Source organism: Streptomyces sp. NPDC001020 (assembly GCF_053599115.1).
This window is the reverse complement of the sequence record NZ_JBSFLQ010000003.1, coordinates 256,882-282,844: the sequence shown is the minus strand read 5'-3', so window position 1 is coordinate 282,844 and position 25,963 is coordinate 256,882. Positions and strand designations below refer to the sequence as shown.

Annotated in this window: 29 protein-coding genes, 1 other RNA gene and 2 pseudogenes; 16 read left to right on the top strand and 16 right to left on the bottom strand. The window is 71.7% G+C overall.

All coding sequences use genetic code 11. From position 1 onward, the window contains the following. Nucleotides 1-44: 44 nt before the first annotated feature. From ACWDEX_RS04265 to ACWDEX_RS04255, 3 genes are read right to left on the bottom strand one after another with little or no spacing between them, the layout of a single operon-like run. A complete protein-coding gene (locus tag ACWDEX_RS04265) occupies nucleotides 45-1,331 on the bottom strand; it encodes a sensor histidine kinase (protein ID WP_450461635.1) in 1,287 nt (428 codons plus the stop codon). Between the two features lie 15 nt (nucleotides 1,332-1,346). Further along, complete coding sequence (locus tag ACWDEX_RS04260; protein WP_450461634.1) at nucleotides 1,347-2,063, bottom strand: ABC transporter permease; 717 nt, start codon at nucleotides 2,061-2,063, stop codon at nucleotides 1,347-1,349. After that, on the bottom strand, nucleotides 2,063-2,974 hold the full coding sequence (locus ACWDEX_RS04255; RefSeq protein ID WP_450461633.1) for an ABC transporter ATP-binding protein: 912 nt from the start codon (nucleotides 2,972-2,974) through the stop codon (nucleotides 2,063-2,065). Before ACWDEX_RS04255 ends, ACWDEX_RS04260 begins: the two co-directional genes overlap by 1 nt. Before the next feature lie 225 nt (nucleotides 2,975-3,199). Between ACWDEX_RS04255 and ACWDEX_RS04250 the strand changes: the two genes are divergently transcribed. Further along, the gene (locus tag ACWDEX_RS04250) at nucleotides 3,200-4,060 is read left to right on the top strand and encodes a MaoC/PaaZ C-terminal domain-containing protein (protein WP_450461632.1); all 861 of its coding nucleotides are present in this window, start codon (nucleotides 3,200-3,202) and stop codon (nucleotides 4,058-4,060) included. A 153-nt stretch (nucleotides 4,061-4,213) separates the two neighbouring features. Here ACWDEX_RS04250 and ACWDEX_RS04245 read toward each other — a convergent pair whose 3' ends face one another. Both ACWDEX_RS04245 and ACWDEX_RS04240 read right to left on the bottom strand, forming a co-directional pair. After that, on the bottom strand, nucleotides 4,214-4,381 hold the full coding sequence (locus ACWDEX_RS04245) for a hypothetical protein (RefSeq protein WP_450461631.1): 168 nt from the start codon (nucleotides 4,379-4,381) through the stop codon (nucleotides 4,214-4,216). Nucleotides 4,382-4,429: 48 nt separating this feature from the next. After that, a complete protein-coding gene (locus tag ACWDEX_RS04240) occupies nucleotides 4,430-5,734 on the bottom strand; it encodes a hypothetical protein (protein WP_450461630.1) in 1,305 nt (434 codons plus the stop codon). A 232-nt stretch (nucleotides 5,735-5,966) separates the two neighbouring features. Here ACWDEX_RS04240 and ACWDEX_RS04235 point away from each other — a divergent pair, with 232 nt between their 5' ends. The 3 genes from ACWDEX_RS04235 to ACWDEX_RS04225 are packed head-to-tail and all read left to right on the top strand — an operon-like array spanning nucleotide 5,967 to nucleotide 8,839. Continuing rightward, complete coding sequence (locus tag ACWDEX_RS04235) at nucleotides 5,967-6,830, top strand: Nif3-like dinuclear metal center hexameric protein (RefSeq protein WP_450461629.1); 864 nt, start codon at nucleotides 5,967-5,969, stop codon at nucleotides 6,828-6,830. Beyond that, nucleotides 6,827-7,570, top strand: a complete 744-nt coding sequence (locus tag ACWDEX_RS04230) for a zinc ribbon domain-containing protein (RefSeq protein ID WP_450461653.1) — start codon at nucleotides 6,827-6,829, stop codon at nucleotides 7,568-7,570. Before ACWDEX_RS04235 ends, ACWDEX_RS04230 begins: the two co-directional genes overlap by 4 nt. Nucleotides 7,571-7,582: 12 nt before the next feature. Continuing rightward, nucleotides 7,583-8,839: a bifunctional RNase H/acid phosphatase gene (locus ACWDEX_RS04225; RefSeq protein ID WP_450461628.1), complete on the top strand. Its 1,257-nt coding sequence runs from the start codon at nucleotides 7,583-7,585 to the stop codon at nucleotides 8,837-8,839. 17 nt (nucleotides 8,840-8,856) lie between these two features. On the opposite strand, the gene eda is transcribed toward ACWDEX_RS04225, so the two are convergent. From eda to ACWDEX_RS04205, 4 genes are all read right to left on the bottom strand, one after another. Further along, nucleotides 8,857-9,504, bottom strand: coding sequence for a bifunctional 4-hydroxy-2-oxoglutarate aldolase/2-dehydro-3-deoxy-phosphogluconate aldolase (eda, locus tag ACWDEX_RS04220; protein ID WP_450461627.1), 648 nt, complete (start codon nucleotides 9,502-9,504; stop codon nucleotides 8,857-8,859). Nucleotides 9,505-9,587: 83 nt separating this feature from the next. Next, complete coding sequence (gene yaaA / locus ACWDEX_RS04215; RefSeq protein WP_450461626.1) at nucleotides 9,588-10,388, bottom strand: peroxide stress protein YaaA; 801 nt, start codon at nucleotides 10,386-10,388, stop codon at nucleotides 9,588-9,590. 103 nt (nucleotides 10,389-10,491) lie between these two features. Further along, nucleotides 10,492-11,121, bottom strand: a complete 630-nt coding sequence (locus ACWDEX_RS04210) for a hypothetical protein (protein WP_450461625.1) — start codon at nucleotides 11,119-11,121, stop codon at nucleotides 10,492-10,494. Continuing rightward, entirely contained in the window at nucleotides 11,118-11,864 is a 747-nt protein-coding gene (locus ACWDEX_RS04205; RefSeq protein WP_450461624.1) for a MerR family transcriptional regulator, read from the bottom strand. Before ACWDEX_RS04205 ends, ACWDEX_RS04210 begins: the two co-directional genes overlap by 4 nt. 143 nt (nucleotides 11,865-12,007) lie before the next feature. Here ACWDEX_RS04205 and ACWDEX_RS04200 point away from each other — a divergent pair, with 143 nt between their 5' ends. From ACWDEX_RS04200 to rnpB, 5 genes and pseudogenes are all read left to right on the top strand, one after another. Then, nucleotides 12,008-12,430 (top strand): DUF4260 family protein, encoded by a 423-nt coding sequence (locus ACWDEX_RS04200; protein WP_450461623.1) that lies wholly within the window; start codon nucleotides 12,008-12,010, stop codon nucleotides 12,428-12,430. Between the two features lie 40 nt (nucleotides 12,431-12,470). Beyond that, nucleotides 12,471-13,010, top strand: coding sequence for a TetR/AcrR family transcriptional regulator (locus tag ACWDEX_RS04195; RefSeq protein ID WP_450461652.1), 540 nt, complete (start codon nucleotides 12,471-12,473; stop codon nucleotides 13,008-13,010). Between the two features lie 30 nt (nucleotides 13,011-13,040). Beyond that, nucleotides 13,041-13,883 (top strand): helix-turn-helix domain-containing protein, encoded by an 843-nt coding sequence (locus ACWDEX_RS04190; RefSeq protein ID WP_450461622.1) that lies wholly within the window; start codon nucleotides 13,041-13,043, stop codon nucleotides 13,881-13,883. Nucleotides 13,884-13,902: 19 nt separating this feature from the next. Beyond that, nucleotides 13,903-14,730: pseudogene (locus ACWDEX_RS04185) on the top strand (DMT family transporter); the annotation flags it as partial. Nucleotides 14,731-14,806: 76 nt separating this feature from the next. Then, nucleotides 14,807-15,216, top strand: an RNA gene (gene rnpB / locus ACWDEX_RS04180) — RNase P RNA component class A. A gap of 227 nt (nucleotides 15,217-15,443) precedes the next feature. Here the strand turns inward: rnpB and ACWDEX_RS04175 are convergent. Continuing rightward, complete coding sequence (locus ACWDEX_RS04175; RefSeq protein WP_450461621.1) at nucleotides 15,444-15,659, bottom strand: DUF397 domain-containing protein; 216 nt, start codon at nucleotides 15,657-15,659, stop codon at nucleotides 15,444-15,446. Then, complete coding sequence (locus ACWDEX_RS04170) at nucleotides 15,656-16,579, bottom strand: helix-turn-helix domain-containing protein (protein ID WP_450461651.1); 924 nt, start codon at nucleotides 16,577-16,579, stop codon at nucleotides 15,656-15,658. The genes ACWDEX_RS04175 and ACWDEX_RS04170 overlap by 4 nt, the downstream gene beginning before the upstream one ends. 149 nt (nucleotides 16,580-16,728) lie before the next feature. Here ACWDEX_RS04170 and ACWDEX_RS04165 point away from each other — a divergent pair, with 149 nt between their 5' ends. Next, a complete protein-coding gene (locus ACWDEX_RS04165) occupies nucleotides 16,729-16,920 on the top strand; it encodes a hypothetical protein (RefSeq protein ID WP_450461620.1) in 192 nt (63 codons plus the stop codon). A gap of 95 nt (nucleotides 16,921-17,015) precedes the next feature. Then, entirely contained in the window at nucleotides 17,016-17,363 is a 348-nt protein-coding gene (locus tag ACWDEX_RS04160; protein WP_450461619.1) for a hypothetical protein, read from the top strand. Between the two features lie 180 nt (nucleotides 17,364-17,543). On the opposite strand, the gene ACWDEX_RS04155 is transcribed toward ACWDEX_RS04160, so the two are convergent. From ACWDEX_RS04155 to ACWDEX_RS04140, 4 genes and pseudogenes are all read right to left on the bottom strand, one after another. Beyond that, nucleotides 17,544-18,803: an RNA polymerase sigma factor gene (locus ACWDEX_RS04155; protein WP_450461618.1), complete on the bottom strand. Its 1,260-nt coding sequence runs from the start codon at nucleotides 18,801-18,803 to the stop codon at nucleotides 17,544-17,546. A 5-nt stretch (nucleotides 18,804-18,808) separates the two neighbouring features. Next, nucleotides 18,809-19,171, bottom strand: coding sequence for a YciI family protein (locus ACWDEX_RS04150; protein WP_450461617.1), 363 nt, complete (start codon nucleotides 19,169-19,171; stop codon nucleotides 18,809-18,811). Between the two features lie 100 nt (nucleotides 19,172-19,271). Continuing rightward, nucleotides 19,272-19,391, bottom strand: a pseudogene (locus ACWDEX_RS04145) (diguanylate cyclase); the annotation flags it as partial. A 220-nt stretch (nucleotides 19,392-19,611) separates the two neighbouring features. Then, entirely contained in the window at nucleotides 19,612-20,202 is a 591-nt protein-coding gene (locus ACWDEX_RS04140) for a TlpA family protein disulfide reductase (protein WP_450461616.1), read from the bottom strand. A gap of 290 nt (nucleotides 20,203-20,492) precedes the next feature. Here ACWDEX_RS04140 and ACWDEX_RS04135 point away from each other — a divergent pair, with 290 nt between their 5' ends. The 3 genes from ACWDEX_RS04135 (at nucleotide 20,493) to ACWDEX_RS04125 (ending at nucleotide 22,777) form a co-directional block, all read left to right on the top strand. Further along, nucleotides 20,493-20,981, top strand: a complete 489-nt coding sequence (locus ACWDEX_RS04135) for a DUF3515 family protein (protein ID WP_450461615.1) — start codon at nucleotides 20,493-20,495, stop codon at nucleotides 20,979-20,981. Nucleotides 20,982-21,048: 67 nt separating this feature from the next. Further along, nucleotides 21,049-21,759 (top strand): ArsR/SmtB family transcription factor, encoded by a 711-nt coding sequence (locus tag ACWDEX_RS04130; protein ID WP_450461613.1) that lies wholly within the window; start codon nucleotides 21,049-21,051, stop codon nucleotides 21,757-21,759. Nucleotides 21,760-21,829: 70 nt separating this feature from the next. Then, nucleotides 21,830-22,777, top strand: coding sequence for a DMT family transporter (locus tag ACWDEX_RS04125; RefSeq protein ID WP_450461612.1), 948 nt, complete (start codon nucleotides 21,830-21,832; stop codon nucleotides 22,775-22,777). A 41-nt stretch (nucleotides 22,778-22,818) separates the two neighbouring features. On the opposite strand, the gene ACWDEX_RS04120 is transcribed toward ACWDEX_RS04125, so the two are convergent. Then, nucleotides 22,819-23,373 (bottom strand): DoxX family protein, encoded by a 555-nt coding sequence (locus ACWDEX_RS04120; RefSeq protein WP_450461611.1) that lies wholly within the window; start codon nucleotides 23,371-23,373, stop codon nucleotides 22,819-22,821. A gap of 230 nt (nucleotides 23,374-23,603) precedes the next feature. Here ACWDEX_RS04120 and ACWDEX_RS04115 point away from each other — a divergent pair, with 230 nt between their 5' ends. Together ACWDEX_RS04115 and ACWDEX_RS04110 are read left to right on the top strand one after the other, a co-directional pair. Further along, nucleotides 23,604-24,827, top strand: a complete 1,224-nt coding sequence (locus tag ACWDEX_RS04115) for a D-alanyl-D-alanine carboxypeptidase family protein (RefSeq protein ID WP_450461610.1) — start codon at nucleotides 23,604-23,606, stop codon at nucleotides 24,825-24,827. Further along, a complete protein-coding gene (locus tag ACWDEX_RS04110) occupies nucleotides 24,761-25,954 on the top strand; it encodes a serine hydrolase domain-containing protein (RefSeq protein ID WP_450461649.1) in 1,194 nt (397 codons plus the stop codon). The genes ACWDEX_RS04115 and ACWDEX_RS04110 overlap by 67 nt, the downstream gene beginning before the upstream one ends. The last annotated feature ends 9 nt before the right edge of the window (nucleotides 25,955-25,963 follow it).

Here is a 25,963-nt window from a genome sequence, read left to right as displayed (position 1 = left end):
ACGGTCACCCGTTCGTATTGCCGCGAACGAGTTGAGCAGGGCGGTCAGTCACCCGTGGGCGCCGTGGCCGCAGTGGACGGCAGCGCATACCCCGGCTCCACGGGGCGTTCCGGCTCCACCGGCAGTTCCGCGGTGACCGTGAAACCGCCGCGCGGTGACGGGCCGGCTCGCAGGGAGCCGCCCGCTGCCGCCAGGCGCTCGGTCAGCCCTCTCAGGCCGGTGCCGCCGACGCCCTCCGGGCGCGGTGCCGAGGGCACGCCGCTCCCGTTGTCGGCGACGGTCAGCCGGACGCGTTCCGAGGTGCTGTCGACGGTGATCTCGCAACGGTTCGCGCCGCTGTGCCGTACGGCGTTGGTGACGGCCTCGCGGACCACCCAGCCGAGCAGCGCCTCGGTCTGGGGCACCAGCGGCGCGCCCGAGCGGCGTACGACGGGTTCGATGCCGGCCGCGGTCAGGGCCGAGCGGGCGCGGTCCAGCTCCGTGGCCAGGCTGCCCTCGCGGTAGCCCGTGACCGCCTCGCGGATCTCGGTGAGCGCCTGCCGGCCGACGGACTCGATGTCGGTGACCTGCGCCAGCGCCGCCTCCAGGTCGTGGCGGGCCAGACGGCGGGCCGCCTCCGACTTCACGACGATGACCGAGAGGGTGTGGCCGAGCAGATCGTGCAGATCGCGGGAGAAGCGCAGACGCTCCTTCTCCACCGCCCGGCGGGCCAGTTCCTCGCGGGCGGCGCGCAGTTCGCGTACGGCCTCGGACAGTCCGAGGATCGCCGCGGTCACCATCGTCGACAGGAACGTGCCGTACACGATGGTGATCGCGTCCGTGCCGACGCGGAAGCCGGCGATGACGCCGGCGAGCGCGCTGAGGCCGAGGCCGGTCTTGCCCAGCCACGGGCCCCGGACCGTCGCGCCGGCCGCGAGCCCCAGCAGCGGGAAGAAGAGCAGCCAGTCGCCGCCGTACCCGATGGCCAGAGCACAGGTCACCAGGCCCATCAGGACGAGCGCCACCCGCGTGGAGGTCGCCTCACGGGTCTGCCTGTGGAAGGCGCGGAATGTCACATAGATGTAGAGGGAGTTGAAGGTGATCAGCCCTATGGAGCCGATCCAGGGGTCCGGGGTCTTGCCCTGGAAGAGATTGGAGAAGGCGCCCATCCCCATCAGCAGCCAGGGGAGCAGGGAGAAGCCGTTGGGTGGTGGGCCCGGTTCCTCGTGTGCCTTGCCGGCCTTCCGGGCGCTCCTGTACTCGGAGTTGAGGCGTTTTGTGTCCTCCTGCCACGCCCGACGGTCCAGTCGCCATGCGTCCAAGCGGCACGACACCCCTCGCAACCAGGCCATGTCCCCGTCCCCCGATCAGATGTTCCCGGCATACCGGCGGTACGACAGCACAGCGTACGAACCGAACGCCAGCAGCCAGGCCGTGAGCACGAGGACGGCACCGGCCGCCGGGGAGTGGCCCTCGGCGACCGCCGTGCCGAGCTGGGCGAAACGGTGGGTTGGGGTGAACGCGGACACCGAGCGAAGCCAACCGGGGAAGAGGGCGACCGGGAACCACAGACCGCCGAGGACGGCCAGTCCCAGGTTGCACACCATGTTCGCCACGCCGGTGGTCTGCGCGGTCAGCCGGTAGCCGTTGCCGAGGCCGAGCAGGGTGAAGGGGATCGAGCCGAGCCACAGCAACAGCGCGATCGTCGCCCACTGCCAGGCCGCCAGCCGTACGCCGTTGACGAGGCCGCCCGCCGCGAGCACCGCGACGATCGCGGGCAGCACCGTCACCGAACCGGTCAGTGCCCGGCCGGTGACGACCTGACGCGGGGTCATCGGGGTCACCCTGAGCTGCCGCAGCCAGCCGATCGCCCGGTCCTCGGCGACGCCGCCGCCGGTGTTGAGGGCGGAGCCGACCGCGCCGTACGCGGCCATCCCGACCATGGACGCGGCCTTCCAACCGGCGTCGATCTCACCGATGTTGGTGAACAACAGGTACATCATCACCGGCATCGCGATCCCGCCGATCACGAAACCGGCGTCGCGCAGGGTCCGGCGCACTTCCAGCAGCAGGTAGTCGAGCATCAGACCGTCTCCATCGTGCGCGAGGTCAGGGTCAGGAACGCGTCGTCCAGCGACGCAGGGGCGACCTCGAGGCCGCGTATCGCACCCAGGTCGGCCAGGGCGATCACCGTGGCGTCGGAGTCGTCCGTGCGCAGCAGCGCCCGGTCACCGCGCACCTCCAGCGAGCGCACACCGGGCAGCAGGGTCAGGCCGTCGGTGCCGCGACCGGCCAGGTCGATCGAGACCAGGTTGCCGCCCGCCGCCCGCCTCAACTGCTCGCCGGTGCCGTCCGCGACGATCCGGCCGCGGTCGATGACCAGGATCCGGTCGGCGTGCGCGTCGGCCTCCTCCAGGTAGTGCGTGGAGAACAGGACGGTGTGACCGCGGCGCGCGTACCCGCGCATGGAGTCCCAGAAGGCGCGCCGTGCCTCGACATCGAGAGCGGCGGTGGGCTCGTCCAGGACGATCAGCGACGGGTTCCCGGCGAGCGCCACCGCGAACCGCACCCGCTGCGTCTGCCCGCCGGAGAGCCGGTCCACCCGCCGCCCGGCCAGGTCGGTGATCCCGGCCAGTTCCAGGGCCTGTGCGACCGGCAGCGGTGCGGGGTAGCGGCCGGCCACGAAGGAGACCAGTTCGCGGACGGTGACCCGGGGTACCGCCCGTGCGTCCTGCAGCATGGCGCCCACCCGGCCCGCGCGCACGGCCCGCTCCGGGGGCACGCCGAACAGCTCCACCGTGCCCGCGTCGGGCTCGTTCAGACCGAGCAGAAGGGAGATCGTCGTGGACTTCCCGGCGCCGTTGCGGCCCAGCAGCGCGACGGTCTCGCCGCGCTCGATCTCCAGGTCGACGCCGTCGACGGCGCGTACGGTGCCGTAGGTCTTGACCGTCCCCGTGAAGGCCACGGCGGGTGGTGTCCCGGTCGTCTTCGTCATGACCACGACGCTACGAGCGCACGGTGCTCGCTCGGCAGATGCGGTTGTACGGACTCCGGCAGGACAAATGTCACCGTGTGTCGACCGACCTGACGTCCCCGATTTGGCGTCCTCGACCTGACGCCCGGTCAGGACCTTTCCGGGGGCGGAACGCTGGGCTATACAGGGGGAGTCGGGCGAGTGGACGCGTTCTGGCTCGGCTCATGACGACACACCGGGAGCCCCATGCCGATCGACGCAGTCAAGGCCCTCGCCGCCGACCCCCGGACCGGTGAGATCGCCTGGACCGCCAAGGACGTCCAGCTCTACCACCTCGGCATCGGCGCGGGCGTTCCCGCCACCGGCCCCGACGAGTTGCGCTACACCCTGGAGTCCCGACTGCACGTCCTGCCGAGCTTCGCCACCGTGGCAGGGGCCGGCTCCCCGGGCGTGATCGCCGGTCTGTCCATGCCCGGCGTCGACGTCGACCTCGCCCACGTCCTGCACGGCGGCCAGACGCTGCGGATCCACCGCCCGATCCCGACCGAGGGAAGGGCAAAGGCCGTCTCCCGTATCGCCGCGGTGTACGACAAGGGCAAGGCCGCCGTCCTCGTCCTGCGTACCGACGTCGGTGACGCCGACGGTCCGCTGTGGACCGGCGACGCGCAGATCTACGTGCGAGAGGAAGGCGGCTGGGGCGGCGACCGCGGTCCCTCCGCCCGCCCTGCCGATCCGCCCACCGGCGAGCCCGACAAGGTGGTGGAGCGGCCGATCCGCGAGGACCAAGCCTTGCTCTACCGCCTCTCCGGGGACTGGAACCCGCTGCACGCCGACCCCGAGTTCGCGCGGCTCGCTGGATTCGAGCGGCCCGTCCTGCACGGTCTGTGCACTTACGGGATGACGCTCAAGGCCGTCGTCGACACCCTGCTCGAGGGGGACGTGAGCCGGGTCCGCGCCTACTCCACGCGCTTCGTCGGGGTCGTCTTCCCGGGCGAGACCCTGCGCATCCGTATGTGGCGGCGGGACAACTCGATCCGGGTGGCCGTGCGGGCGGTCGAACGCGGCGACGCTCCTGTCCTCGCCGACACGACCGTCGAACACTCCTGAGTCAGCCGAGTCTCCGGGCCACTCCCGGGCCACGCACAGAGCGGCCCCGCCCGTCGTCCGACGGGCGGGGCCGTGTGTGATGCGGCAACCGGTAGGCGGTTCAGTGAAACCGGTGGACTTCAGTTCACTTTTCCGCCTGCCGTTGGCCCACTGTCAGGCCACCGAGCTACCGACCTGCTCGGCCTCCTCGGACAGCTTGCGGTGCCGGCCGCTCGGGGCCGACTCGGCTTCCTGGGCGGAAACCGGGCCGCGGTGCCGACCGTGACCGGAGGCCTCCGAGGCCTGGGCAGACATAGGCGGTGTGGTGTTGTTGTCGCTCATCGGAAGTGCTCACCCCGTCAATATGATCCTTCGTACAGCCGGGCGAGTCTAACGGGCGGCCATGACAGGAGCGTTGCCAGCCGGAGAAGTCTTCGCCACTTCCGCCGGAGGCGTCCCCACCGCTTCCGGCAGAGGTTTGCGTACCGCGCCCGCCGGTGGTCTGCGTGCCGGTTCCGCCAGGGGTCTGCGCACCTTGGCGGCCTCGGTCGCCGTACGCCCCCGCAACGGCGCCTGCTGCAACGGCACCGGCCGCGCCGCTTCCCGCTCCGCGGACTGCCGGGCCGGCCGCTCGGAGCGCTCCCTCACGGGCCCGGGCGGGACGGCTCCACCGGGCGCCGTCAGCCGCGCCACCCCGCACCGCAGCGCCTCCGTCGCATACGGAAGCCGCAGCACCCCCTCCGGCGTCCACAGCCCCGCCCCCGCCAACCAGCCGGTGGGCGGCGCGAGGTGCTGAACCCGGCGGTCCGCCGGGTGCCACACCCCGACCCAACTGCCCGCCGCCCCGTCGATCCGCAGCGCCACCGCACAGCTCTCCGGGGTCAGCGTCTGCCCCGGCTGGATCGCGAACGGCGTCACGGAACAGGTGTCCAGGCGCAGGCACTTCGGAAAGCGCACCGGCAGCGCGCTCCCCAGCACTCCCCAACCCAGCCGGCCACGACCGGGCGACGGCGCGTCCGAGCGGATCAGCAGCAGCCCGCTGTCCGGGTCGGCGAGCAGCACCCGGTCCTCGCTCTCCTCCGTGATCTCCAGCAGCGGCGACACCTCCCCGCCCCGTCCCAGGTCCACCACCACCGTCTTCGTGGGACCCCCCTCAGGCATGCGGTCCAGGGCCAGCATCCGGCCCGTACGGTCCAACCACACCCCTCCGGAGCAGCGGGCCGGCACCCGGGCCAGGCGCTCGGGACCGTGCGCCCCGCCCGCCACCAGCCACACCGTCGTCGTGTCGGCGTCCACCGCGAGCGCGTACGCGCGGTCTCCCGTCGGCACGGGCGGCAGCAGCCACAGCCGGGTGCCCTGGTTCGGGTACTCCAGCGCACCCAGTGCCAGCTCCCCGGTCCCCGGACCCGTCGGGTACAGCAGTGAGAACGTGTGCCGCCCGTCCGCGGCACGGTGGATCAGCACCCGCCCGTCAGTCATCGGCTGCACTTCGGTGCCGGGTTCCTCCGGCCGGCTGCCGGGCAGCGGTACGGCGTACGGTTCCGGTCCGTCCAGGGTCCAGCGCTCCGGGTACCAGGACTCGCCGTCCCGGGCGAGCCGCGCGGCGTAGGAACCGTCCGCGGTGATCACACATCCGGTTCGGGCGGTCCAGTCGTTCCCGTTCTCCGTCGCGGTCATGAAGGCACAGGCCGTCATCGTTCGGTCACCTCCGGCGAAGAAGCTAGTTTTCATACGCACAGACGTGGCATCCCCGAGGGCCGCTTCACACATAAGGGTGTTCGTCTCGCCGTTCGCCTGAGGAAACGGGGGCGGATGTGCTGCACGAGGAACGGACGCGTCCCGCCCGCAGGCCACCCCGTGCCGCCCAGATGGCCGGTCGACCCGTGACCCGGTATGGCACAGACCGGGGCCAGGTAGCCTTTTCCCCGTGCCCCGTCTGTCTGAAGTCATCGCCGCGCTGGAAACCCTGTGGCCTGCCGAGCGGGCCGAGTCCTGGGACGCGGTCGGCACGGTCGTCGGCGACCCCGGCCAGGAGGTCTCCCGGGTCCTCTTCGCCGTCGATCCCGTCCAGGAGATCGTCGACGAGGCGGTGAAGCTGGGCGCGGACCTGCTGGTCACGCACCACCCGCTCTATCTGCGGGGGACCACGACGGTGGCGGCCTCCACCTTCAAGGGCCGTGTCGTGCACACCCTCATCAAGAACGACGTCGCGCTGCATGTCGCCCACACCAACGCCGACCGGGCCGATCCAGGTGTCAGCGACGCCCTGGCCGGCGCGCTCGACCTGCGGGTCCTGCGCCCCCTCGTACCGGACCCGACAGACCCGGACGGTCGCCGGGGCCTTGGCCGCATCTGCGAGCTGGACCACCCGCTGACCGTCCGCGAGCTGGCCGCCCGCGCCGCCGAACGGCTGCCCGCCACTGCGCAGGGCGTTCGCGTCGCCGGCGACCCCGACGCCCTCGTCCGCACGGTCGCCGTCAGCGGCGGCTCCGGCGACAGCCTCTTCGCCGACGTCCGCGCGGCCGGCGTCGACGCCTTCCTCACCGCGGACCTCCGCCACCACCCGGCCTCAGAGTTCATGGCGGATGGCGCCCACAGTCCTCTCGCGCTGCTCGACGCGGCGCACTGGGCCACCGAATGGCCCTGGTGCGAGCTGGCCGCCGCCCAGCTCGACGAGATCTCCGACCGGCACGGATGGGACCTTCGCGTCCATGTCTCGAAAACGGTCACCGACCCCTGGACCGCCCACGCGGCTTCCTCCCCGACCCACACCCCTGGAGCCCCCAACTGAACGCCGCGCCCGCCGACCAGATCCGACTCCTCGACGTCCAGGCCCTCGACGTACGCTTGCAGCAGCTCGCGCACCGGCGGAGGTCCCTGCCCGAGCACGCCGAGATCGAGTCGCTGACCAAGGACCTCACACAGCTGCGCGACCTGCTGGTGGCCGCGCAGACCGAGGAGAGCGACTGCGCCCGCGAGCAGACCAAGGCGGAGCAGGACGTGGACCAGGTGCGCCAGCGCTCCGCCCGCGACCAGCAGCGCCTCGACTCCGGCGCGATCACCTCCCCCAAGGACCTGGAGAACCTCCAGCACGAGATCGCCTCGCTCGCCAAGCGGCAGGGCGACCTGGAAGACGTGGTCCTGGAGGTGATGGAGCGCCGCGAGTCCGCGCAGGAGCGGGTCGGTGAGCTGACCGAGCGGGTCTCCTCGGTGCAGTCGAAGATCGACGGCGCCATGGCGCGCCGGGACGCGGCCTTCGAGGAGATCGACGGCGAGGTGGCGTCGGTGACCAAGGAGCGCGAGGTCATCGCCGGTTCGGTGCCCGCGGACCTGCTGAAGCTGTACGACAAGCTGCGCGGGCAGCAGGGCGGCATCGGCGCGGCCAAGCTGTACCAGCGCACCTGCCAGGGCTGCCGCCAGGAGCTGGCGATCACGGAGCTGAGCGAGATCCGCGCTGCCGCGCCGGACAAGGTCGTGCGCTGCGAGAACTGCGGCCGCATCCTGGTGCGCACCTCCGAGTCGGGCTTGTAAGAGGCGTACGGCGTGCGGGAGTTCATCGTCGAGGCCGACGGCGGGTCCCGGGGCAACCCGGGACCCGCGGGCTACGGTTCCGTGGTGTGCGACGCGGCGACGGGCCAGACGCTGGCGGAGCGGGCCGAGTTCATCGGGACCGCCACGAACAACGTCGCCGAGTACCGGGGACTGCTTGCCGGGCTGCGCGCGGCGCACGACCTGGACCCGGCCGCGCGGGTGCGCGTGCGGATGGACTCCAAGCTGGTCGTGGAGCAGATGTCCGGCCGCTGGAAGATCAAGCACCCGGCCATGAAGCCGTTGGCGATGCAGGCCGCCGCCGTCTTCCCCGCCGAGCAGGTGACCTACGAGTGGATCCCGCGCGAGCAGAACAAGCACGCGGACCGTCTGGCCAACGAGGCGATGGACGCGGGCAGTCGGGGGGAACGCTGGGAGCCCTCCCGCTCGACCGCCGAACTGGACACCCGTGCCGCCGGGGCACCCGAACCGGCGGGCCCGCCGGGCGACGCGGCCGCCGGCGCGGCACGGGCGCGGGCGGCTCTGGCCGCCGCCGTCACTGCCTCCCCGGCCCGCGACGGGGCGGGGGAGAAGGCCGCCGCCGACATCAGGGCCGCCCGCCACGTCGCCTCCGCCCCGCCCGACCTCGGCACCCCGACCACGTTCGTGCTGCTGCGTCACGGTGAGACCCCCCTCACCCCGCTCAAACGGTTCTCCGGCAGCGGCGGCAGCGACCCGGCCCTCTCCGAGACCGGCCGGCGCCAGGCCGAACTCGCCGCCGGGGTGCTGGCCGCGCGGGGGACCGTTCAGGCCGTCGTCTCCTCGCCGCTCGCCCGCTGCCGCGAGACCGCCGGGATCGTCGCCGCCCATCTCGGGCTCGACGTGGGTGTGGAGGACGGGCTGCGCGAGACCGATTTCGGCGCCTGGGAGGGCCTGACGTTCGCCGAGGTCCGCGAGCGCTACCGGGACGACATGGAAGCCTGGCTGGTCGATCCGGAGGCCGAACCCACCGGCGGCGGCGAGAGTTTCGCGGCCGTCGCCCGCCGGGTCGCCGCCACCCGCGACCAGATCCTCGCCTCCCGAGCGGGCCGCACGGTCCTGCTCGTCTCGCACGTCACCCCCATCAAGACCCTTGTGCGCCTCGCTCTCGGCGCACCCCCCGAGGCCCTGTTCCGCATGGAGTTGTCCGCCGCCTCGCTGACCGCGGTGGCGTACTACGCGGACGGCAACGCCAGTCTCCGCCTCCTCAACGACACCTCTCACCTGCGCTGAGGATCACCGCGGCGACGCTACCGCCCGAGCGCCGCCGCCTGCCGAGCCAGCCCCTCGACCCGAGCCCAGTCCTTCGTCGTGATCGCGTCCTGCGGCACCATCCATGTTCCGCCCACACAGCCGACGTTGGGGAGCGCGAGATACTCCGGGGCGTTCGCCGGGCCGATCCCGCCGGTGGGACAGAAGCGGGCCTGTGGGAGGGGTCCGGCGAGCGACTTCAGATACACCGTGCCGCCCGCCGCCTGTGCCGGGAAGAACTTCATCTCCCGTACGCCCCGTTCGAGGAGCGCCACGACCTCCGACGCCGTGGACACCCCCGGCAGGAACGGCACTCCGGACGCCTGCAGCGCCGCCAGCAGCACGTCGGTCCATCCGGGGCTGACCAGGAAACGCGCCCCGGCCGCCACACACTCGGTCACCTGCCGGGGCGTGATGACCGTACCGGCCCCGGCCACCGCGCCCGCGACCTGCTCGGCGATCGCCCGGATCGCGTCGAGCCCGGCCGGGGTGCGCAGTGTCACCTCGATCGCGGGCAGCCCGCCCGCGACCAGTGCCCGCGCCAGCGGTACGGCGTCTGCGGCGTCCTGTACGACGACCACGGGGACGACGGGCGCGAGATCGAGCACCGAGACGGCGGACGCCGACGAGGGCAGCGGTGAGGCCATGGCCTCATCCTGCCCACCGAAACCGGCATACGCAAAGGTCGTTGCACATACCGCAACGTCAGTGGTGCGGTGGCCCTCAGGTGTCAGTGGATCTCGGACACCACCACGTCGAGCGCCCACGCCTTCCCCGCCTTGGCGGGCGCCTCAGCCTCCACCACGTACCCCAGGTCCCGCAGCGCTTCCACCAGTTGGGCCGGGTCCTTCGGCGCCGCCCCTTCGGTCAGCAGGCTGCGGACGATCCGCCCCTTGGTCGCCTTGTTGAAGTGGCTGACCACCGACCGCTTCTCGACGCCGTCCACGACCTGCGCGTGCAGTACCCGCACGGTCGCCGTCCGCCCCGCGAGCTCCCCCTTCGGCTTCCAGGCTGCCGCGTACGCGGAGGACCTGAGGTCCAGCACCATGCCGTCGCCGGCCGCCTCGGGCAGGGCGGAGGCCATCGGCGTACGCCAGAACGCGCCCAGCGCCCCGAGTCCGGGCAGCTTCACACCCATCGCGCACCGGTACGACGGGATCCGGTCGGACACCCGGACCGCGCCCCACAGCCCGGAGAACACGAGCAGGGACCTGGCCGCGCGCCGCTTGGCCGCCGTGTCCAGCGAGGGGAGGTCCAGGGCGTCGTACAGGACACCGGTGTAGATCTCCCCGGCCGGGCGCGCCCCCGCGGTCCGCAGCCCGGCGTTCTTCGCGACTTCCCCGCGCAGCCCCTCGCTGAGCCCCAGCACCTCGCGCGCCTTGTCCGTGTCGCCCGCGCACAGCTCGACCAGCTCGGCGAGCACGGCCTCGCGGGCGGCGTTCAGCTCCGGCAACGACAGCGACTCCAGCCTCACCGGGGCACCGCGGCCGGAGGACGCCTTGCCCTCGGAAGGCGGCAGCAGGACAAGCACCACGTACTCCTTCTGTAGAACTCAGCGCCAGCGTACGGCGTGCCCCGCGCCCGGATGCCACCCCACTGCCCCGCGGTCGTGGGGGAGCGACCGTGGGTGCGTCTCACCCGGGCTGGTCCGCGAGCGGCGCGGACGCCGTTCGCGCCTGTGCGAGGGCCCGTACGAAACCGTCGGCGTCGTCGGCCTGGAAGCGGACGACACCGACCGGCCGCCGGCGCCCGAGCAGGGTGACATGGGTGACCGGCTCGGTGAGTTCGAGCGTGACGGAGGTCTGCGCGCCGACCGGCATGTCCAGTTCGCCGTCGGCCCGCCCGTGCGTGGTGCGCAGTTCGCGTCGCACGCTCGCGATCCGCTCCAGCGGAACGCTCAGGTCGACCTGGGCGGCCTGGCGCAGGCGCAGCACCGTGGGCGTCAGGACGTGTGGCCGGGTCACCGAGGCCGCGTGCAGTCCGACGACCATCAGCACGGCGTACACGTCCACGACGAGCACCATCCCGTGGACGACCGGCCGGCCGCGCAGCAGCACCGCCAAGCCCGCCGTCTCCACCACGCACACGAAGCCGAGCCCGAACAACAGGGCGCCCTGCCCGCGCGCGTACCCGAACGGGCGGCCCCCGCGTAGGCCGTGGGTGCGGCGGGCCGCCCAGAGCGCGATGCTCGCCAGCGCCCGGAACTCGTGGCGCAGCAGCGCTCGGACCGTGCGCACAGCCGCCCTTCCCTTACCGTCCGTCATGCGCGGCTCTCCTCGGCGTACCGAAGGGCGCGGCGGATCACCTCGGCCTGGGCCGGTGCCAGGTCCGCGTAGAGCGCGTGCAGGAAGCCGTGACCGTGGTCCACCTGCTCCTGCGGCACCAGCCCGTCCGGCAGGCAGACGGCGACCGCTCGGGCCGCCTCCTCGATCCGCGGGTCGTCCGGCTCGGCGTCCACGAGCGCGTCGAGGAGCGCGTACGCCTCCCGCGCCCGCTCCATCGCGTCCGCATCCCCGAACGCCTCGCCCAGCGAGGCCATCAGCCGTTCCCGTTCCTCCTCAGGCACAGCGGTCTCGATCAGCGCCAGCACCTCGCGGTCCTTGGCGGCCATGGGGGAGGCCGTGACGCCCTCCAACCCTGCGAACATCGCTGCCAGTTCGGGGGATACGGGGCCTTCGGCGGGCAGGTTGCCCTCCAGGAGCGCGCGCAGCCGGGCGCGGCGCTCGCGGATCGCCGCCTCCTGCCGGGCGAGGTCGTCGTCCAGTTCCGCGAGTACCTCGACGAGTTCGCGCCCGGCGTCGTCCGCGAGTACGTCCCGTACCTCCGCAAGGCCGAGGCCCAGTTCGGTCAGCCGTCGGATCCGGGCGAGGACGACGGCGTGCCTCAGTCCGTAGTCGCGATAGCCGTTGGCGCGCCGCTCGGGTTCCGGCAGCAGCCCGAGGTGGTGGTAGTGCCGCACGGTCCGCGTGGTGACGCCGACGGTCGCGGCGAGTTCTCCGATCCGCATGGCATCAGTACAAACGCTGACGTCGCGTCAAGGTCAAGCACGGCCCGAGGGTAGTCCGGCCTTGACGGCTAACGTCGTTAGCCCTATGGTCGTAGTCGACGGCTAACAACGTTAGCCGCAACTCGACAGCGCAGGAGGCAGCCATGTCCGCGGCCACCACCACATCCAGCCGCCCCGCCCGCCCCGCCCTCACCGTCGCCCGCCGCACCGCCTGGCTGGCGAACGCCCTGTTCTGGTCCGCCTTCGCGGTGGTCGAAGCCATAAACCACGGCTGGCTCGCGGGCACGCTCGCTCTCGTCTTCGCCGTCCTGCCCGACCTGACCTTCCTGGTCGCCCTGGACGAGGCGCCCCACATGGCCAAGGGACAGCTCCCGCCCCGAGCGGTGCCGTACTACAACGCGATGCACCGGGCCTCGGTCCCGCTGGCGCTGCTGGTCCTCTGCGTGGTCGTGCCCTTCACCGGGGCCCCGGCCTTCGCGGCCCTGTGCGGCTGGCTCGCCCACATCTCGTACGATCGCGCCTTCGGCTACGGACTGCGGACCAAGGAGGGCTTCCAGCGTGGCTGACCGTTCGACATCGAAGCCCGGGGCTCCCATCGCCGCGGCCGTGACTCCCCTCCCGACGGCCGGGGCGCACCTCTCGCCCCGCGCCCGGGAGATCGTCGCGGCGGCCCGGACGCTCCTGGAGGAGTCCGGGCCCACCGCGCTCACCATGCGGACCCTCGCCGACCACCTCGGTATCAAGGCCCCGTCCCTCTACAAGCACTTCCCGGACAAGCAGGCCGTCGAGGTCGAGCTGATCGCCCAGATGCTCGAGGAGTGGGCCGAGACCCTGGAAGCGGCCGAGGCCCGCACCTCCGGCGCGCTGCCCGCGCTGGCGGAGGCGTACCGGACGTACGCACTCGCCCACCCGCACTTGTACTGCCTGGCCACAGAACGCCCCCTGCCCCGCGCGTCGCTGCCCCCGGGCCTGGAGGACCGGGCCGCGCTGCCCCTGCTGCGCGCCTGCGACGGAGACCAGGACCTGGCCCGCGCCATCTGGGCCTTCGCCCACGGCATGGTGGTCCTGGAGATCCACGGCCGGTTTCCCGGCGACGCGGACCTGGCGGAGGCATGGAATCGGGGACTGAGCGCGTTGCACCCCTAGAAGTCGCAGCCCCACAAGGGGGCAAGGCGCATGGAAGGGGCCGTAGTGCGCGCACGTGAGCAGGCGTTGTGGACCAGGGCGCGCCTCGGCCGGGGCGGACCGCCGCTCGACCTGCTCACCGCCAGCTTCGACCGGCACCGCTACGCCCCGCACGCGCACGCGGAGTTCACCATAGGCCTGTGCGTCAGCGGCTCGGAGGTCATCGACTACCGCGGCGGGCGCATCCGCACCAGCCCAGGCACCATCACCGCCCTCGCCCCCGGCGAGATACACACCGGCGCACCCGCCACCACCGACGGCTACGCCTACCGGGCCCTGTACGCGGAACCCTCCCTGCTCACCGACGGCGTCCTCGGCGGACTCCCGCACTTCCGTGAACCCGTCCTCGACGACCCCGAACTGGCCGCCGCCCTGCGCGCCGCCCACGCCGACCTGAGCGCCTGCCCGGATCCCCTGGAGGCCGAGTCCCGCCTCCCGTGGCTGCTCACTGCGCTCGCCCGCCGCCACTCCACCGCCCGCCCGGTCGCCGACGCGACCCCCGGCGCCGCGTCCATCGCACTCGCCGTACGCGACCGCCTCGCCGACGAACTCCTCGCCCCGCCCTCCCTCGCCGACCTCGCCGCCGACCTGGGCCTGTCCCGCTACCAGTTGCTGCGCGCCTTCCGTACGACGATGGGGATACCGCCCTACGCCTGGCTCGCCCAGTACCGCGTCACCCGCGCCCGGGGCCTGCTGGAGAGCGGACGGCGCCCCGCCGAGGTCGCCCCGCTCGTGGGCTTCGCCGACCAGGCACATCTGACACGCTGGTTCCGGCGCGTGCTCGGGGTGACCCCGGCGGTGTACCGCAACGGCGTTCAAGACGCGCTGCTCTGACGTAGCAGAGACTCGCCGCATGACTGCACGTGGCTGGATTCTCTTCTCCCTGATGGGAGTGGTCTGGGGCTTCCCCTACCTGATGATCAAGGTGGCGGTGGACGCCGTGTCCCCCACCACCGTGGTGTTCACGCGCTGCGCGCTGGGCGCCGTGCTCCTGCTCCCGTTCGCCCTGCGCCAAGGGGGACTGGCCCGGACCGTACGGACGCACTGGCGCCCCATGCTGGCCTTCGCGTGCCTGGAGATCATGGGCCCCTGGCTCACGCTCACCGACGCCGAACGGCATCTGTCCAGTTCCACGGCGGGGCTGCTCATCGCGGGCGTGCCGATCGTCGGGGTGGTCCTCGCCCGGTTGCTCGGCGACACGGAACGTCTCGGCGTGCGACGCGTGGCCGGCCTCGCCCTGGGGCTGGGCGGCGTCGCCGTGCTCACCGTTCCCCACCTCACCGGCGGCGACGCACGCTCGCTGGCCGAGGTGCTCCTGACGGTCCTCGGCTACGCGACCGCACCGCTGATCGCTGCCCGCCACCTCAAAGACGTCCCCTCGCTCCAGCTCACGGCCCCCTGCCTGGCCCTGGCAGCACTGGTCTACGCCCCGGCCGCCGCGGCCACCTGGCCGTCCGCCCTGCCGTCCGCCGAGGTTCTGGCCGCCCTCGCCGGACTGGGGGTGATCTGCACGGCCGTCGCCTTCGTGGCCTTCCTGGAGCTGATCAAGGAGGCGGGCCCGACCCGGGCCACCGTCATCACCTACGTCAACCCGGCGGTCGCGGTGGCGGCGGGCGCACTCCTCCTGGACGAACGCCTCACCGCGGGGATCCTGGTCGCGTTCACCCTGATCCTCGCCGGCTCGGTGCTCGCGACGGCGGGCCCGGCCACCGGACGAAACCGCCGCCCGCGCCCGGTAGCATGGTCGGCACGGCAGACGAGCCGGGCGGGCGGCCGCGTGGGGGTCCTGGTGGACCTCCCCGAGGAACGTCCGGGCTCCACAGGGCAGGGTGGTGGCTAACGGCCACCCGGGGTGACCCGCGGGACAGTGCCACAGAAAGCAAACCGCCGGGGACCGTATTCGTACGGACCCCGGTAAGGGTGAAACGGTGGTGTAAGAGACCACCAGTGCCCAGGGTGACCTGGGCAGCTAGGTAAACCCCACCCGGAGCAAGGTCAAAAGGGAGCACCTTGGTGCTCCTGCGCGGACGTTCGAGGGCTGCCCGCCCGAGTTCGCGGGTAGACCGCACGAGGCCGGCGGCAACGTCGGTCCTAGATGGATGGCCGTCACCGATGGGTCCGCGAGGACCCTTCGGGACAGAACCCGGCGTACAGCCCGACTCGTCTGCCTTAAGGCTCTGACCTGGGTTTCCCTGGGCAGAGCCGTTTCGTGTGTAGAGGCGTCTGCCCGTTTGGACTGAGGGTTTCCCGAACGGCACTCCAACAGAGCCTCACTAGGCCACGGTTGAGCCTGATCGGCTTGTGCCCCCAGAAAGAGCAGAAGAGAGAGGACACCAGTACTCGAGCCCTGCCGTCCAAGGGGAATCGGCAGGGCTTTCGGGAGGCGTGCGGACGTCAGGCGCCCCGGTCCGACGAGGCCAGACGGACGAAAACCGCCCACGCTTCACGCGACACAGTGAGGACGGGCCCGGCGACGGCCTTGGAGTCGCGGACGTGTGCAACTGCTGTACCTGCCGCGACCTCTACGCACTGGCCACCCTCGGCGCCGCTGTAGCTGCTCTTGAACCAGGTGAGGCCGGACGTGACGGTCGAGGACTCAGCGTTGTTCATAGCGATCCCAGCAACCCTTCGATGAACTTCAGTGACTCTCGCGAAGAGAGAGCCTGTGATCGGATGATTCCATAGCGCGCGGCAGCGAGGGCGGCTCGTCCGGGATCGGTTTCCAGACTGCTGGTGCCTTGTGCTTCGGCATACACGAACTTCTTGCCGTCCTGACGCGTGATGACCGTGAACGGCCCATCTGCGCCAGCGCTCTCTTCACAGGCGAGTGGCATGACCTGGATCTCGACGCTCCGCCTTTGCCCGATCAGGAGGAGCTGTTCCAACTGCCCTCGCAGCACGTCCATTCCGCCGTGCCGGCGTCGCAACGTGGACTCGTCCAGCACGAAACTCAGTAGTGGTGCCAGTGGTCGGTCGAAGATCTCCTGCCGAGCCAGTCGCGCGGTCACCCGCTGCTCGATGGTCTCCTGGTTCAGAGGCGGTCGCCGATTGCCGAGCAGTGCCCTCATGTATTCCTCGGTCTGAAGCAGGCCGTTGACCACGAGCGTGTCGTACATGAGCAGCTCAATGGCCTCCTTCTCCAGTACAGCCATCCCCTGAAAGAACACCGGATACTGAGCCTTCTCCACCTCCTCCTTCCACACGCACAGCAACCCGCCCGCCCCCAATACCTCGTCCGCCTCGTCGATCGTCCTCGGAGAGGGAATCCTCCGCCCCTGCTCGAACGCGGCGACCGTCGACGCCGAGTACCCGATCCGCCGACCGAGCTCCGCCCGGTCCAGACCCGCCCGGAGCCGCAGGGTCTTCATGGTCTGCCCGAAGGCCGCGACGACGCCCTTCCCGGCGCCCTCCTCCGGTCGCCGTCCGTCCCCGTCGCCGTTGTCCAGCCAGTCCCCGGGGCTCACGATCGCCGTCCCGTCATGGGCCGGAACCGCCCCGGCCTCCGCCGCCGCATCCATATGCTCTGCCATCTCCACCACCGCCTCCCCCGGCCAACGCCCCGCAGGGGGACGCTGTCACGCCGCGCGCTTCGTACTCGTGGACGCATCGCGCGTACAAGCGGCCGGCGTCGGTGCGTCACCAGTTGTAACGCTACGCCGCCAACGCTTCTGTAATCAGCGTGACGCCCAAACCTGCCAACACCACTGGCGCCACTCGACCCATCGAGGAGTACCAGCGTCTCCGCCGGATCTCCGAGGACGCCGAAGAGGAATGGCTCAACTGGCTGGCTCGCGAGGCGGAGTCCGAAGGCGCGGAAGGCTCGGTCTCCCTCAAAGAGATGACTGACCTGCTGCGCGGCCGTCACGACTGACCACATGGGGTGGTGAACGACGATCTGCGTGCAGGCCCCGTCAGCCCCAGGTACCGTCGGAGGTCAGCGTGACACCAGGAGGAGCGCCGCACCCGATGTCCGCAGTCCGTAAGATTCCCGCCACCCCCGAGGCCCTGCGGGCCGTCCTCGCCGAGATCGCTCCGCATCGGCTCACCGACTTCGACGAAGCCCGTGCCAAAGCAACGGGACAGGCCCGCGAGGCGACGGACCCCACCCCGCTCCGGATCTTCACCGAGATGTGGGCGGTGGAGGTCGCCATAGAAGGGGACCCGGACCTCGCGGCCAGTCTGCGCACTTTGGAACACAAGGCCGACGTCGTCACGGATATTGCGGAGGCCCGCGATATCGTCCGGCAGATCGCCGCCATCCGTCGCAACGCCGCTGCTGCTGCTGGAGTCCTCCCGGAGGAAACCGATCGGTGACCGACGAATGGACTTGGGACCATGCCTTCGCAGCCGAGGACCAACTGTCCTTTCCTGAGATCGTCCGGGAAGAGGTCAGGGAAATGGCCAGCAAGATGCTGCACGCGGAGGTGCGACTGCGCGACAGACTACCTGCACGCCTCTTCAGTGGGGCTCAGCACTGCTCGGATCTGTGTCCAGTCAGCGCATCGCCGGGTTCTCCAGGCGGTGGGCGCGCTCGGTGAGGTGGCGGCGCTCGGGGGTGCTGGTGGTGCGGCGGGCGGCCTCACGATAGGAGTTGGCGGCGGCCTCGCGTTCGCCCAGCAACTCCAGCAGGTGGGCGCGGGTGGCGAACAGCCGGTGGTGACGCGCCAGGCGCTTGTCGCTCTCCAGCTTCGCCAGCAGGTCGAGGCCGGCGGCCGGGCCGTGGACCATGGCGAGGGCGATGGCGCGGTTGAGGCTGACCACCGGGTTCGGCTCGAACTGTTCCAGGAGGTCGTACAGGGCGAGGATCTGGGGCCAGTCGGTGGCGTCGGTGTGGTCGGCCTCGTCGTGCACGGCGGCGATCGCCGCTTGCAGTTGGTAGGGGCCCGCCTGGCCGTGGGAGAGGGTGCGGCTGATCAGGTCCACGCCTTCGGCGATCAGTTGGTGGTCCCACCGGCCGCGGTCCTGCTCCGCCAAGGGCACCAGCTCGCCGTGGGGTCCGGTACGTGCCGGGTGGCGGGCTTCGGTCAGCAGCATCAGGGCGAGCAGCCCCGCTGTCTCGGCGTCCTCGGGCACGAGGCGGTGCAGCAGCCTGGTGAGCCTGATCGCCTCGGTGGACAGTTCCGGCGTGGTCAAGTCGGAGCCGCCGGTGGTGGTGTAGCCCTCGTTGAAGATCAGGTAGAGCACGTGCCGGACCGCGGCCAGCCGCTCGGCACCATCGGGGTCCTTCGGCAGGGACAAGGTGCCGCCGACCGTCTTGATGGCCTGCTTGGCCCGGCTGATGCGCTGGGCCATCGTCGCCTCGGGTACCAGGAAGGCCGCGGCGATCTGCGCGGTGGTCAGGCCGCCGACCGCGCGCAGGGTCAGCGCGATCTGGCTCGGTGCGGACAGCGAGGGATGACAGCACAGGAACAGCAGAGTCAAGGAGTCGTCCCGGTCCGAGGCGGGCGAGACGTCGGCGGCATGGGCCAGCAGCGCGGACTGCGGAGTGGCCAGCGCCAGGACGTCCTCACGGCGGCGGCGCGCCGTCTCGCTGCGCACCTGGTCGACCAGCTTGCGGGAGGCGACGGTCACCAGCCAGCTCCGCGGGCTGTCCGGCACCCCGGTCTCGGGCCACTGCAGGGCGGCCGCCAGCAGCGCCTCCTGGACGGCGTCCTCACACGCGTCGAAGACGCCGTACCGTCGGACGAGAGTGCCGAGGACCTGCGGCGCCAGCTCGCGTAGCAGGTCCTCGACCTGGTGGTGCAGGGTGCTCACGGTGCTCACATGTCCGCCGCGGACTCGTGCAGCACCGGCCACAGCTCCACCGGCTCCACATCGGCGAAGGGCATGTCGGCCGCGATCTGCTGCGCCCGCTCCAGGCTCTCGCAGTCGAACAGGTAGAAGCTGGCGATGTACTCCTTGGTCTCCAGGTACGGCCCGTCGGTGACGGCCGGGACGCCGTCCTTGCGGCGCACCAACTGGGCGGCGGCGGCATCCGCGAGACCGTAGGCACCCAGCAGCTCGCCGCTCTCCCGGTACTTCTTGTTGAACGCCTCCTGCTTGGCGATCGCCTCGGGCCACGCCTCGGCCGGGAAGGAGTCCCACTTGGCCTGGTTGCCGTAGATCATCGCGAGGTACTTCATGTCGGGTGTCCTCCCCGTCGCGCGCGCCCCGTCGGTGCGCTGTCACCCTTCGGTCGGAGCGGGAAGCGGGTCCTCGACATCCGACGGCACTTTCTTCGATTCAGTCCTTCCACGGTGATCCCATGATCGTGTCCACGAAGTTGCCGCGTTCGAAGCCGGGGACGAAACGTTCGAGCACATCCGCCTTGACGTTGCCGAAGGTCGTCTCCGGCTTGCGTCGCCTCACGGGTGAGTGCCGTGTCGGGAACGTGGATCCCGGCTGCGTCGGTCATGGTCATGGACTCCGCCTGTTCATCGGGAGGGTCGATGGGCGTACGGCTCTTTTCAGGGTCGCCGCGATAACGGCTCGGTGCCATGGCGATGTCGACGCGTATCTCGCGGATTCCGCCATGGCGGGGGCGCGCGACCGCCGAGGTGACCGTCGGCCGCTTCCGGTGCCCTCAGTGACCCGGCTTGCCGGATCCCTTCCCGGCGGCGGTCAGCAGCGGGGTGATGATCTCCGCCATCCGCGACTCCGTCACCATCCCCATCCGGGTGGCCGCTACCTTCCCCGCGGGATCGACGATGATCGTGAACGGAAGCGACTGCGTGTTCACGAGGCCGTGCGGCAGCCTCAACACCTGCTTTCCGGAGGGATCGTGCAGGGACGGGTAGCCCAGACGGAACTCCCTTTGGAACGCGCGCCCATGGGCCCGGCTGGTGTCGTTGTCGAGCCCCAGCACCTGGACCCCACGGCTGCCCCACTTCTCCTGGATTCGCTTCAGCTCGGGCGCCTCCGCCCGGCAGGGACCACACCAGGAGGCCCACGCGTTGACCAGCACCACCTTGCCCCGGTAGTCGGACAGCCGGACCTCGTCGCCCTCCAGGGAGGTCCCGGCAAGGTCCGGAGCAGTGGGACGCTCGCCCTCCTTCATGGTCCTGGTGAGCCGATCCCCGGGGCTGGTGTCGCCGACCGGATCCGGGGACGAGCAACCGGCGAGAACCACACAGGCCGCGGCCACGGCCAGGTACGGGCGTCGAGTCGCTGTCATCGCCCGGTCACACATCCCTTCGTCACGGGCCGCCCCCCGGCAGCGGCCCGATTGACTGATCATTGTCCTCCGCCGCCCAGGCCTCCGGAGCCCGGGGGTCGGTTCAGTCGTGTCAGGTCCGCTTGAGCGAACGGAATGCCAACTTCCGCCAATGCAAAGCCGGTTGGAGGGTTTCAGGAGGCCGTGTCCGTGGAGGGCGGACGCCTGGGCCGCGTCGGCCCCTCGGTCCCCGGTGCCCTAACGTTCTGCCCGACCCAGCCGCTCCCGCTCCGGAAAGCCGACCACCGAGTATGCCGTTCACCCGCCGAACCCGACTGGCCCTGACCATGGGGGTGGGCGCCCTCGCCGCCGGTGCCGCCGTCGCCACCTACGCCCTCACCGACACCGGAACCGACCCCGGCGTACGCCCCGCCAGGAACGCCGACGCCCCGCACTGCCGCCGCATCACCGACGCCGCCCCCGCGTCACTCGGGGACCTTTCCCGCCGCGACAGCGACCTTCCCGGCGTCGCTGTCTGGGGAGACCGCGCCATAGTGCTGCGCTGCGGAGTCACACCTCCCGGACCCACCAGCGACCCGTGCTTCGCGGCCGATGGCGTGGACTGGGTCATCGACCTCGGCCAGTCCACCCGGAGCAGAAAAGTCGTCGTCACCTACGGTCGTACCCCGGCCACCCAGGTCATCTTCGACGGCGCCGAACAGACCGACGTCGCCCTGATCGGCCTCTCCCGGCTCGTCGCCCCCATACAGCAGACATCCCGCTGCCTCGAGGCGAAATGACAGGCTCGCGCACGCTCCGCACCCTGACAGTTCGGTGAGTGCCGAAGCATTGAGGCATGATGAAGACGTGACTGACTCTTCCGCGCCTGCCGCACGCCTCGCCGCCCTCGCCGGTGCCATGGCCGACGAGACCCGGGCCGCCATCTGCCTGGCACTGCTCGAGGGCCGCGCGTGGAGTGCGGGCGAACTGGCCCGGATCACCGGGGTGGCACCGTCCACCGCGAGTGGTCATCTGACCCGACTTCTGGATGCCGGGATCTGTGTGACCGAGCGGCAGGGCCGCCACAGTTACGTACGGATCGCCGACACCGCGACGGCACGCCTGGTCGACCTGCTCGCCGCGCACGCGATCCCCGACCGGGACGCGGCGCACGCGGCGCCGGTCGTCGACCCGCCCGATCCGCTGGCCGGTGCACGGACCTGCTACGACCACTTCGCGGGCCGGTTCGGCATGGCGGTCACCGACGCCATGGCGGAACGCGGGCTGCTGCGCACGGAGGGCGTGTTCGAGCTGACCGAAGCGGGTCGGGAGTGGTGCGCTCGGGCAGGCGTCGACCTCGGCTACCGGGGCCGTCGGCCGATCGCGAGCTCCTGCCTGGACTGGACCGAGCGCCGCCGCCACCTCGGCGGGGTGGCCGGTGCGCGACTGTGCGCCCTGGCGTTGCGTCTGGAGTGGGTGGCACGGGTGGAGGACGGCGGACGGGCGCTGCGGGTGACCGCCGCCGGCGAGCGCGCCTTCGGCGAGCTTCTGGGGATCACGCCCGACATCTGGCGCTGACTCCGGACTCCTGGCATCTGACGAGAAAATTTCGGTGGACGCCGAAATGTTGGGACCTTAGGCTGTCCGCATGGGTTCCCGTCTCAGCTCTCCTGGCGTCCTCACGGCCGGCGCCGCCACCTTCTCCGTGGTCGCCTGGGCGTCCGCCTTCGTGTCCATCCGCAGTGCGGGATCCGCCTACTCCCCGGGCGCACTGGCGCTCGGCCGGCTGCTGTCCGCCTCGCTGGTGCTGGTCGCCCTGGTGGTCATACGACGCGCAGGCCTGCCACCCCGCGGCGCCTGGCGCGGCATCCTGGTGTCCGGAGTGGTCTGGTTCTGCGGCTACATGGTCGTCCTCAACTGGGGTGAGCGCCTCGTCGACGCCGGGACGGCGGCCCTCCTGGTGAACGTCGGGCCGATCCTGATGGCACTGCTCGCGGCGCGGCTGCTCGGGGAGGCGCTGCCGCCGCGGTTGCTCGCCGGGATGGCGGTGTCCTTCGGCGGGGCGGTGGTGGTCGGCCTGTCGACCTCGTCCGGGCATGACGGCGGCACCTCGGTACTCGGAGCTGTGCTGTGTCTTCTCGCGGCGGTGGCCTACGCGACCGGCGTGGTCGCCCAGAAGCCGGCGCTGTCGTACGGGACCCCGCTCCAGATCACCGCGTACAGCTGCCTGATCGGCACGGTGGCGTGTCTTCCGTTCGCCGGGCAACTGGCCGCCGAACTGCCGAAAGCCCCGGCGTCCGCGACGTTCAACATGGTCTACCTCGGCGTGGTGCCGACCGCTCTCGCCTTCACCACGTGGACTTATGCGCTGGCCCGCACGCCCGCCGGCAAGATGGGCGCGACGACGTACGCGGTCCCGGCCATCGTGGTACTGCTGAGCTGGGCGTTCCTGGACGAGGTGCCTGCCTGGCTGACCCTGCTCGGCGGCGTCCTGTGCCTGGCGGGTGTGGCCGTGTCCCGTTCCCGGCCTCGGGCGCCCCGTACCGTCGCCCAGCAGGCCGCCGCGGAACCAGAGCCGGCCGACACGGCCTCCTGACCAGTGCCTGCTGCGGCACGAGCCGCGTCCGCAGGCCGCTCCTACTCGAACTCCTCCTCGAACAGCGCCTCCTGTTCCCCCGCCGCACTCCTCCGCATCCGCCTGTTCCGCGCCCCCACCACCACCGCCGTGACCGCCGCCGTCGCCGCGAACGCGGCCGGAACCATCCAGTCCCGGTTCACGGCGTGCCCGAGTACGGCGTCCAGGGAGAGGCGGCCGGGGCCCGCGACGGCCAGGCTCACCGCCGTGAGACCCACGGACGCCGCGTACTCGTAGCCGCCCTCCTGGGCGAAGAACCCGCTCGGCGCGTGGACCGCCGCCGCCCCCGCCATCGCGCCGGCCGCCGCCGCGCCCGCCGCCGGTGTCGCCAGGCCCAGCGCCAGCAGTGTGCCGCCGCCGGCCTCCGCGAGCCCGGCCGCCGCGGCGCTCGCCTTCCCGGGCCGGTAGCCCATCGACTCCATGAGCTGCCCGGTCCCCTTGATCCCGCCCCCGCCGAACCAGCCGAACAGCTTCTGCGCGCCGTGCGCGGCCAGCACCCCGCCGGTGCCCAGCCGAAGCAGCAGCAGTCCCACGTCACGTCGGTCGATACAGGTCACGGTCGGCTCCCGGGGCAGGCTGCAGGAACAGTTCCCTCCGCCTTCCCACCGTCCCACCACCCCCACCCGCCCGGCATGTTCGCGACGCCGATCGGGTGGCCGGGGCCCGCACCCGAGCACGGGCTCCGGCGGCGGATCCCGTGGGGGAGGCGGACACGATGACCCGGGCTTTGCCGCGCCTTTATGCCTCCCTTGCGTGCCGCCACAGGCTCCCTTTGTACGGTCCCGGGATGCGTGATTCCTTTCCGCCCTCCCCGCGTGCCGCGCAGATGAGCCGCCGTGCCGTCCTCGGGCTCGCCGCCGCCGCGCCGCTGGCCCTCGCCGCACCCGCGTCCGCCTCCCCCCAGTTCTCGGCTGTCGAGCAGGGAGGCACCCCCGAGGTCGTCGGCGGTGAGCGGCTGGGTCGCACCGGCGTCCAGGTGCAACGGGCCCTCGGCCTGCCGGAGAAGCTCACCGCCCGCTCCTGGCTCGTGGCCGACCAGGACAGCGGCGAGGTGCTCGCCGCGTACAACGCGCACCACCGGCTCCCGCCCGCCTCCACGCTGAAGATGCTGTTCGCGGACACCGTGCTGACGAAGTTCGAGCGGACCCGGACGTACCAGGTGACCGACGAGGACCTCGCAGACGTCCCGGTGGGCTCCAGCCTGGTCGGCATCAAGCCCGGAATCACCTACACCGTCGAGCAGTTGTGGCTCGGTGTCTTCCTCCGCTCCGGCAACGACGCGGTGCACGTCCTCAGCCATATGAACGGCGGCGTCGCCAGGACCGTCGCCGAGATGCAGGCGAGGGCACAGGATCTGCAGGCCCTCGACACGCATGTGGTCAGCCCCGACGGCTTCGACCACGAGGGACAGTTCTCCTCCGCGTACGACCTCACGCTGTTCGCCCGCCACGGCCTGCGGAACGCCGACTTCCGCGGCTACTGTGCGACACGGACCGCCGACTTCCCGGACGACGACGGGAAGACCTTCCAGATCCAGAACACCGACCGTCTGCTGACCGGCGCCTGGGGTCTGGGCACGTACAAGGGGCTCATCGGCGTCAAGAACGGATACACCAGCCACGCGGGCAACACCTTCACCGGTGCCGCCACCCGCGGCGGCCGCACCCTCCTCGTGACCGTCATGCACCCGCGGCCCGGTGGCAACAGCGTCTACGAGGAGACCGCTGCCCTGCTCGACTGGGGCTTCGCCCGCGGCGCGACCACCCGGGCGGTGGGCAGCCTGGTCGACCCGCTCAGCGAGGGCGGATCGAGGGCGACGCCCGCGCCGCCGGCCAAGGCGCCGGAGAGGGCCTCGGGTGCGGAGCCCTCCACCGCGGGCAGCGGCTCGTCGTGGGGGCTGGTCGGCGGGGCCGGGGGAGCGATGGCACTGCTGGCCGGCGGGGTATACGTGCTGCGCGGGCGCGGGCGTCGGCGCAGGGGAGCGGCCGGGAGCACGAGGGAGGAGAGCTGAGCGCACCGAGACTACGAGTCGGCACCCCGGAGAAGGCCGGGCTCGATCCGCACGAGCTGCGCCTCCTCGTCCAAGGGATCAGCGACGCCGTGAGTGCGGAGCGCCCCTGGGCGGCCGGTGCCGTGGTGGTCGCCGGGCGCGGCCCGGTGGTCGCCGTCGAGGAGGCGGTGGGCTGGGCGGTCCGCTACGCCGCGTACGACGCGGACACGGACCGGGGTGTCGAACTGCCGCCCGCGGCGCGGGTGCCGATGACCGTGGACACACCCTTCGACCTGGCCTCGCTCACCAAGCTGTTCACCTCGGTCGCCGCCGTGCAGCAGCTCGAGCGCGGCACGCTCGGCATCGACGCCCGTGTGGCGGCGTATCTGCCGGACTTCCGGGCGGCCGCCGAGCACGGCATCACCGTGCGCCGGCTCCTGACCCACACCTCCGGACTGCGGCCCGAACTCCCGCTGTACGACTGCCGGTCACCGGCGGCACGGCTCGCGCTGCTCCGGGCGGAGGCGCCGGTGTCACAGCCCGGGACGTACCGCTACTCGGACCTGAACCTGCTGCTCCTGCAGTACGTCCTGGAACGCATCACCGGCCGCACCCTCGATGTGCTCATCCGCGACGGGATCACCCGGCCGCTCGGCATGACGGCGACGGGCTTCGGGCCGAGCCCGGGCGCGGCGGCGACGGAGGACCAGCGGCGGCCGTGGGCCAAGGCGGACCGGGGGATGCTGCGGGGGGTGGTCCACGACGAGAACGCGTGGGCGCTCGGCGGGGTGGCCGGTCACGCGGGCCTCTTCTCCACGGCCCGTGACCTGGCCGTCTTCTGCCGCACGCTGCTGGCCGGCGGCTCGTACGGGCCCGCGCGCATCCTGGGCCCCGACTTCGTCGAGCTGCTGCTCACCCCGCCCGGGCTCGGCTTCGCTCTCGACCAGCCCTGGTTCATGGGCGGGCTGGCGGGCCGGGGCGCTGCCGGTCACACGGGATTCACGGGCACGTCGCTGGTGCTGGACCCGGCGACGGACACCTTCCTCGTCATCCTGGCGAACACGGTCCATCCGCGCCGCCGGAGCCCGGACAGCCGGCCGAGGGCGGCGGCCGGGGACCGACTGGCACGGGCGACCCGGGGAACCTGAGAGAATTTC

Coding starts and splice junctions, on each gene's coding strand:
- ACWDEX_RS04150 (WP_450461617.1), bottom strand. CDS start 19,171: ATGAAGTACCTCGCGATGATCTACGGCAACCAGGCCAAGTGGGACTCC.
- ACWDEX_RS04190 (WP_450461622.1), top strand. CDS start 13,041: ATGGAAGGGGCCGTAGTGCGCGCACGTGAGCAGGCGTTGTGGACCAGG.
- ACWDEX_RS04255 (WP_450461633.1), bottom strand. CDS start 2,974: ATGACGAAGACGACCGGGACACCACCCGCCGTGGCCTTCACGGGGACG.
- ACWDEX_RS04240 (WP_450461630.1), bottom strand. CDS start 5,734: ATGACGGCCTGTGCCTTCATGACCGCGACGGAGAACGGGAACGACTGG.
- ACWDEX_RS04140 (WP_450461616.1), bottom strand. CDS start 20,202: ATGACAGCGACTCGACGCCCGTACCTGGCCGTGGCCGCGGCCTGTGTG.
- ACWDEX_RS04170 (WP_450461651.1), bottom strand. CDS start 16,579: ATGGCAGAGCATATGGATGCGGCGGCGGAGGCCGGGGCGGTTCCGGCC.
- ACWDEX_RS04260 (WP_450461634.1), bottom strand. CDS start 2,063: ATGCTCGACTACCTGCTGCTGGAAGTGCGCCGGACCCTGCGCGACGCC.
- ACWDEX_RS04125 (WP_450461612.1), top strand. CDS start 21,830: ATGGGTTCCCGTCTCAGCTCTCCTGGCGTCCTCACGGCCGGCGCCGCC.
- ACWDEX_RS04245 (WP_450461631.1), bottom strand. CDS start 4,381: ATGAGCGACAACAACACCACACCGCCTATGTCTGCCCAGGCCTCGGAG.
- ACWDEX_RS04135 (WP_450461615.1), top strand. CDS start 20,493: ATGCCGTTCACCCGCCGAACCCGACTGGCCCTGACCATGGGGGTGGGC.
- ACWDEX_RS04205 (WP_450461624.1), bottom strand. CDS start 11,864: ATGCGGATCGGAGAACTCGCCGCGACCGTCGGCGTCACCACGCGGACC.
- ACWDEX_RS04115 (WP_450461610.1), top strand. CDS start 23,604: ATGCGTGATTCCTTTCCGCCCTCCCCGCGTGCCGCGCAGATGAGCCGC.
- ACWDEX_RS04210 (WP_450461625.1), bottom strand. CDS start 11,121: ATGACGGACGGTAAGGGAAGGGCGGCTGTGCGCACGGTCCGAGCGCTG.
- eda (WP_450461627.1), bottom strand. CDS start 9,504: ATGGCCTCACCGCTGCCCTCGTCGGCGTCCGCCGTCTCGGTGCTCGAT.
- ACWDEX_RS04265 (WP_450461635.1), bottom strand. CDS start 1,331: ATGGCCTGGTTGCGAGGGGTGTCGTGCCGCTTGGACGCATGGCGACTG.
- ACWDEX_RS04175 (WP_450461621.1), bottom strand. CDS start 15,659: ATGAACAACGCTGAGTCCTCGACCGTCACGTCCGGCCTCACCTGGTTC.
- ACWDEX_RS04200 (WP_450461623.1), top strand. CDS start 12,008: ATGTCCGCGGCCACCACCACATCCAGCCGCCCCGCCCGCCCCGCCCTC.
- ACWDEX_RS04250 (WP_450461632.1), top strand. CDS start 3,200: ATGCCGATCGACGCAGTCAAGGCCCTCGCCGCCGACCCCCGGACCGGT.
- ACWDEX_RS04160 (WP_450461619.1), top strand. CDS start 17,016: ATGTCCGCAGTCCGTAAGATTCCCGCCACCCCCGAGGCCCTGCGGGCC.